Here is a 6,497-nt window from a genome sequence, read left to right on the forward strand (position 1 = left end):
AAGCTTCTTTTTATGTTAAACAAGACGTTTCCGGATGGCACCCGATATAGTATCGACGATGACAACCATGATGATGATACCAATTAATATAATACCGACTCTATCCCATGTCCGGCCTTGAAGAGCGAAAATCAGCGGTGTACCGATACCCCCTGCGCCGATTAAACCAAGAATAGAAGCGCTTCTTAAGTTGATTTCGAAGCGGTAGAGAACAAATGAGATAAAGGCAGGCAGAATCTGAGGGACGACTGCAAACATTAATGTCTTGATTTTATTTGCGCCTGTCGCAGTCAGCGCTTCAGAAGGGCCGAGGTCCAGGTTCTCAATGTCTTCGGCAAATAACTTACCTAACATACCAATTGAGTGTATCCCGACAGCGAGTACCCCTGCAAATGCACCCGGTCCGACTGCTTTGATGAAAAGGAGAGCCATAATGATTTCCGGGAAGACACGAATCAGACTGAGAAAGAATTTGCTGACTTCTGATAAGAAACGATTAGAGATATTTCTTGCTGCAAGAAAGGCAAAAGGAATACAGAGTACAGCAGAGATCGCTGTACCAAGAAAGGCAATGGCGAATGTTTCAAGCAGGCCACGCAGTAAGTCTTCTCCTTCAGGCATGTAAACATAGCCCCAGTCCGGATGGATGATACCGTCAAGAATATTAGATAAAATCTCCCATGACTTTTCTTTGATCTCAATTTTGGGCATGCCGCTGAACGCCCAGATATAAATCGCAAGCAATAACACGACTAAAATGATATTACGGATAATAGCAGGTGTAGAGGACTTTGGTTTTAAATGATCGTAGTTCTTCATAGTAAACGCTCCCTTACTTTCGTGCTCGTGAAATCAATCAACATGACGATTAATAACGTAAAGATAATAATCGTTGTCACTTTTGGATATTCGAAATAGCCGAGTGTTTTGTCATAAAAGAGACCGATACCACCGGCTCCAACCAGCCCGAGAACAGCTGCTGCTCGAATATTAATCTCAAAAGTGAAGAGCACAAATGATAGATAAGGGGCGATTGCTTGCGGCAGGACGCCAAACGTTATCCATTTAGTTTTATTGGCACCTACTGCTGTCATGGCTTCAAGAGGACCATTGTCGATATTTTCGAGCGATTCATAGAATAATTTTGCGACAATACCGAATGACAGGACAGTCAGTGCGAAGATTCCTGGTAAGGCACCGATACCAAACACTGCGACGAATATAGAAGCAAGCAGCAGATCAGGTATCGTCCGGATAATATTTAAGATAAAGCGCACTGGCACTGTAATCCAGCGTGAGCGGAACACATTGTTCGCTGACAGGAGTGCAACCGGCACCGCAAGAAGTGAGCCGAATGTTGTACCGAGGACCGCCATACGAATCGTGTCCAGCATCGGTTCTATAATCTCACTGAAATACGACCAGTCTGGTGGCAGCATCTCTTTAATCAGCTTCATCATCTCAGGGAAACCGATTGCGAGACTCTGGAAACTGAACTGAGTCTGGTAACCGCTCCAGATAAGAAGTGCTAGTAAAAGTAAGACGGTAAAGATAGTTTTGTAACGTTTAGTGTTGTTGACAGGCTGCATTATTTAACCCCCATCATCTCGTCGTCTTTAATTTCACGGCCGTAAATGTGAGAGAATGCAGCATCTGTCGCCTGTTCTACTGGACCATCGAAAACGACTTTTCCGGCGCGCAGACCAATAATACGTGTCGCATACTCACGGGCCAGGTCGACAAAGTGCAGATTGACAATAACAGTGATGCCAAGGTCCTGATTGATCCGTTTTAAATCATCCATGACCTGCTTTGTTGTCAAAGGATCAAGAGAGGCAACCGGTTCATCTGCCAGAATAATCTTCGGCTCCTGTGCTAAAGCACGTGCGATAGAGACACGCTGCTGCTGGCCGCCTGATAATTCATCTGCGCGGTTGTAGGCTTTTTCTACAATATTGACGCGGTCTAATGCTTCAAGCGCGATCTGTTTATCCTGCTTCGGGAAAAGACCGAGTACCATTTTCCATGTTGGATGGTAGCCGACACGGCCGCTTAACACATTACGGATGACAGAAGAACGTTTGACTAAGTTGAAGCTCTGGAAGATCATTCCGATATTACGGCGCATCATCAATAACTTATTACCTTTAGCACGTGTAATAGACTCGCCGTCTATAGAGATATCGCCTGATGAGATTTCATGCAGACGGTTGATAGAACGAAGTAAAGTGGATTTTCCCGCTCCAGAAAGACCGACAATCACGATAAACTCACCTTGCTTGATCTCAAGATTAACGTTATCGAGACCCACGTGGCCATTCGGATAAACTTTATTAACATCTGTAAAAACGATTTGACTCATATGTACACTCCTTAATATAAAAAGCTAAACCCACTGAGTGAGTCTAGCTTTTCTGTTCAGTACTGGTAATGACCTGTCTTATTCTTTAACTTTTTTATCGTACTCACGGATGATATCGAATTTAGAATCATCAGATTTAACATAACCTTCATGTGAGTAAACTTCGCGGATGACTTTCTGTCCTTCTTTATCTTTACCGATTTTGATGAATGCATCTGTTAATTTCTTTTTCCATTCATCTGTCATATCAGAACGAGCAGCGATTGTGTCGTTAGGGATTTTTTCAGTCAGTTTAACGATTTTTGTATCTTTAAAGACGTTTGGCTGATCCTTTTTAACGATATTACGTGCATCCTGGAATGTAACAGCGACATCTACATCATCATTTAATAATGAGATAACAGCTTGGTCGTGACCTTTAACTGTTGTGACTTCCATGTCTTTCAGTGGATCGATACCTTCTTCTTTAAGTGCAACAGCTGGGAATACGTAACCTGCAGTAGAAGTAACGTCCTGCATCGCGATTTTCTTGCCTTTCATATCTTTCAGGTCTTTGATGCCTGAATCTTTCTTAACGATGAATTGTGATTTGTAGTAATCAACTAATTCTTTTGTTGGTGAACCATCTTCGTTAACACCGTAGCGCTGAGCTTGTAACAGAACATCAGCTGCTTTTTGATCGTGAGCGAGAACATATGCTGTTGGAGGTAAGAAACCGACGTCTACTTTTTTAGATTTCATTGCTTCAACGATTGTGTTGTAGTTAGTTGATACAGAAACTTCGACCGGAATATCAAGTTCGTCTTTTAGTAACTTCTCAAGCGGTTTTGCTTTCGCTTCAAGTGTTTCTGCATTTTGAGAAGGAACAAATTGTACAGTCAGTTTCTCTGGTGCATAACCTTTTTCAGTTGATGCTGATTTAGTATCTTCTTTAGAGTCAGTCTTCTTTGTTGCAGAATCATCATTGCCACAGGCTGCAAGCATAGTGACAGCAAGCACTGCTGGTACAGACGTTTTTACAATCTTTTTGAACATAGTTAAGCTCCTTTATTTCCATTTAATTGTTAATGCCTTAACAAGCATACCAAATAGAATGAGAGTTTAGTGTAAATTAAGTGTAAATTTTTATGGAAAATCTTTACGATTAATTAACTTTTAGTTAATGTAAAGTGCTTATAATAAAGAAGTAAATAGAGAGAGACGAGGAAGCTGACATGCTGAAGAATGTTGTAATAGGGTGTATCGCGTCATTACTTTTAATCAGTCCTGAAGTTCAGGCAGAAAGCTTTAAGGATAAAGCACCTGAAATCATACCTGCTATAGCGAATGGTAAGAAGGTGTTAGTCGACAACACTCATGGACAGACAGCAGGAGCAGCTGACTGGGTCATTGATGGTGCGTTCTCTGATTTTGGTCAAGGACTGGCTGCTAAAGGTTATCAAGTCAGAGAACTGCGTAAAGGTACGCCTATCGTGCTATCAGACCTTCAGAATTATGATACGTTTGTTATCCCGGAAGCAAATATCCCGTTTAAAGCAACCGAGCAGGCAGCGATACTGTCATATGTTAAAGCCGGCGGAAGTGTTTTCTTTATTTCTGACCATTACAATGCAGATAGAAATTTAAATAGATATGATTCTTCTGAAGTCTTTAATGGCTATAGAAGAGGGGCTTATTCCGATCCGACAAAAGGAATGTCGGCAGAAGAAAAAACATCAACTCGTATGACAGGTGTTACGAGCTCAGACTGGTTAAATGATAATTTCGGTGTCAGATTCAGATATAATGCGCTGAACAACATTATAACGACAAAGGTGGTACCAGAAACAGAATCATTCGGAATTACTAAAAATATTCAAAGTATTGCCATGCACGCAGGTTCAACAATCGCTATTACTAAACCGGATATCGCAAAAGGGCTGGTTTATCTGCCGGATGGATTGACCACTAATGATAAGTGGGGACCATCTGTCGATCAAGGTGTTTATTTTGGGGGTGGCGAAGCAGAAGGCCCTTATGTTGCTATCAGTAAAGTAGGCTTAGGAAAAGCTGCATTTGTCGGCGACTCATCGATGGTTGAAGATAGTACACCCAAGTATAAGAGAGAAGATAACGGACAATCAAAAACAACTTATGATGGTTATAAAGAAGTGGACGATGACCAGTTGTTGAATAACTTAGTGGACTGGCTGACAGTAGATGAAAGCTATAGTACTTTTAAAGAAAAAGGATTACCGCTGGATACACCATCACCTCAGCTTGCTATTGAAAATCCTGCAACTTCTACAGAACCAGCGAACGAACCGTGGTCAACACCGCTTGCAGGATACAAGTGGTTCGACGAAAGTACATTTAAAGCAGGAAGTTACGGTTATACAACAGTTCAGCAACCTGGAGCGAGTAGCTATGATTTTACTTATCCGGCTATTACAAATGGAACAGAGTTTGTACTGACATTGAAACTAACAGGTCTTGCGGCTAATACAACCTATTCTAATCTTAAAACAGGCATTTATAACTCAAGTGGCACACAACTCGGTTCCTTCTATATGAACGGGACCTGGAGTCCAGTGGGATACAGCCCTGCTTTCTCAGTTAAAACAGATGCTTATGGTAATGCATCATTCTCTATCAGAACGAAAACAACAAAAGGACAGACGGGCGCAGCGAGTATCAGATTAAAAAAAGATACGACAACCTTATATACAGAAACGACAACGATCAAATAGACACTGAATTAAAATAATACTAAACATTATCAGACTAGAAATCTAGTCTGATATTTTTATATACAATATGGTATTTGCTATAATATGGAATACTAGAGTTGAGGTGATCGTGATGGACAAGAAAGGATTAGTGCTGGAAGGTGGAGGCATGCGCGGTATTTACACTGCGGGTGTACTTGATTGTTTTATGGATTATGATATCAGTTTTGATTATGTGATCGGTGTATCAGCTGGCGGTAATATGGCTGCGTCATATTTGTCTAAGCAAAAAGGACGCAATAAAAGAGTGACGCTTGATTATTTGAATGATAAGCGCTACTTATCCTTGAATAACTACATTAAGAATAAAGAAATGTTCGGAATGGATTTTATATTTGATGAGATTCCTAATGTTCTGGAACCTTATCATATGAAAGACTTTCTTCTATATGAAGGAGAGTATGTTATTGCCTGCACTAATTGTGAAACGGGCGAAACAGAATACTATAACAAGGAACAACTGCAAGAAGACATGCTGACGATATTAAGAGCATCGAGCTCACTGCCGTTAATGGCTCCTGTTGTGGAGTATGAAGGTAAGAAGCTTCTGGATGGCGGTGTGACTGATCCTATCCCTTTACGGAAAGCACAGCGCGATGGCATCAAGAAGAATGTGGTTGTCCTGACTAGACCTAAAAGTTATTTCAAGAAATCTAGTCGGATTGCCAAATACTTTAAAGTCAAAGGTTATCCTGCAGTTGACGCGGCGATGCGCCGAAGACCAGGGCGTTATAATGAAACACTGCATTATATAGAAAAAGAAGAAGCGGCGGGACATATTCTAGTGATTAGACCAAGCCTCAATCTGAAAGTAGATAGAATGGAAAAAGACCGTGATAAACTGAATCAGCTGTATGAACTTGGCTACCGGGACGCAGAGCAGAAGATAGCAGCGATTAGAGACTTTTAATAAAAATAGAGATAGTGTAATTTTGATGCTTGTTGCAATGAGGGAAACCCTGTATAGTTATATCTTGTCCGACAGAGATAATAACAAGCACTGAAAAAGAAATTTTAAAAAGTGTTGACTTCTTTCAAAGAAGCGCGTATAATTAAATCTTGTCCGGTAAAGATATAACTTAATAGCAACTGAAAGAAATTAAAAAAGATTTTAAAAAGTTGTTGACTTTCTTAACGAAAGAGAGTATAGTTAAATCTTGTGAGACGAAAAATGAACATTGAAAACTGAATGACAATATGTCAACGTTAATTCCAATAATTTGAGTACTAACAGTACTTCCAAGAGTGATTGGCTCAACCAATCAAAGAGCTTTATCAAACACTTTTATGGAGAGTTTGATCCTGGCTCAGGATGAACGCTGGCGGCGTGCCTAATACATGCAAGTCGAGCGGATAGACGAGGTGCT

Annotated in this window: 6 protein-coding genes and 1 rRNA gene; 3 read left to right on the top strand and 4 right to left on the bottom strand. The window is 40.7% G+C overall.

Annotation, left to right across the window (positions count from 1 at the left end; all coding sequences use genetic code 11):
* Positions 1–15 precede the first annotated feature (15 nt).
* The 4 genes from phnE (ERX27_RS09750) to ERX27_RS09765 all read right to left on the bottom strand — a co-directional run bounded on the left by phnE (ERX27_RS09750) (position 16) and on the right by ERX27_RS09765 (position 3,397).
* Positions 16–819, bottom strand: a complete 804-nt coding sequence (phnE, locus tag ERX27_RS09750; RefSeq protein WP_133432637.1) for a phosphonate ABC transporter, permease protein PhnE — start codon at positions 817–819, stop codon at positions 16–18.
* Positions 816–1,589 (bottom strand): phosphonate ABC transporter, permease protein PhnE, encoded by a 774-nt coding sequence (phnE, locus tag ERX27_RS09755; protein WP_133432638.1) that lies wholly within the window; start codon positions 1,587–1,589, stop codon positions 816–818. Before phnE (ERX27_RS09755) ends, phnE (ERX27_RS09750) begins: the two co-directional genes overlap by 4 nt.
* A complete protein-coding gene (gene phnC, locus ERX27_RS09760) occupies positions 1,589–2,362 on the bottom strand; it encodes a phosphonate ABC transporter ATP-binding protein (RefSeq protein WP_133432639.1) in 774 nt (257 codons plus the stop codon). The genes phnE (ERX27_RS09755) and phnC overlap by 1 nt, the downstream gene beginning before the upstream one ends.
* Positions 2,363–2,440: 78 nt before the next feature.
* Positions 2,441–3,397 (bottom strand): phosphate/phosphite/phosphonate ABC transporter substrate-binding protein, encoded by a 957-nt coding sequence (locus tag ERX27_RS09765; protein WP_133432640.1) that lies wholly within the window; start codon positions 3,395–3,397, stop codon positions 2,441–2,443.
* Positions 3,398–3,576: 179 nt separating this feature from the next.
* Here ERX27_RS09765 and ERX27_RS09770 point away from each other — a divergent pair, with 179 nt between their 5' ends.
* The 3 genes from ERX27_RS09770 to ERX27_RS09780 form a co-directional block, all read left to right on the top strand.
* Positions 3,577–5,091 carry a DNA-binding protein gene (locus ERX27_RS09770; protein ID WP_133432641.1) on the top strand — a complete coding sequence of 505 codons (1,515 nt, stop codon included), beginning with the start codon at positions 3,577–3,579 and terminating at the stop codon, positions 5,089–5,091.
* Between the two features lie 112 nt (positions 5,092–5,203).
* Positions 5,204–6,040, top strand: a complete 837-nt coding sequence (locus ERX27_RS09775) for a patatin-like phospholipase family protein (protein ID WP_208001781.1) — start codon at positions 5,204–5,206, stop codon at positions 6,038–6,040.
* Between the two features lie 374 nt (positions 6,041–6,414).
* Positions 6,415–6,497: ribosomal RNA gene (locus ERX27_RS09780) — 16S ribosomal RNA — on the top strand; the annotation flags it as partial.

This window comes from Macrococcus brunensis, from assembly GCF_004359615.1.
Classification (GTDB): Bacteria; Bacillota; Bacilli; order Staphylococcales; family Staphylococcaceae; genus Macrococcus; species Macrococcus brunensis.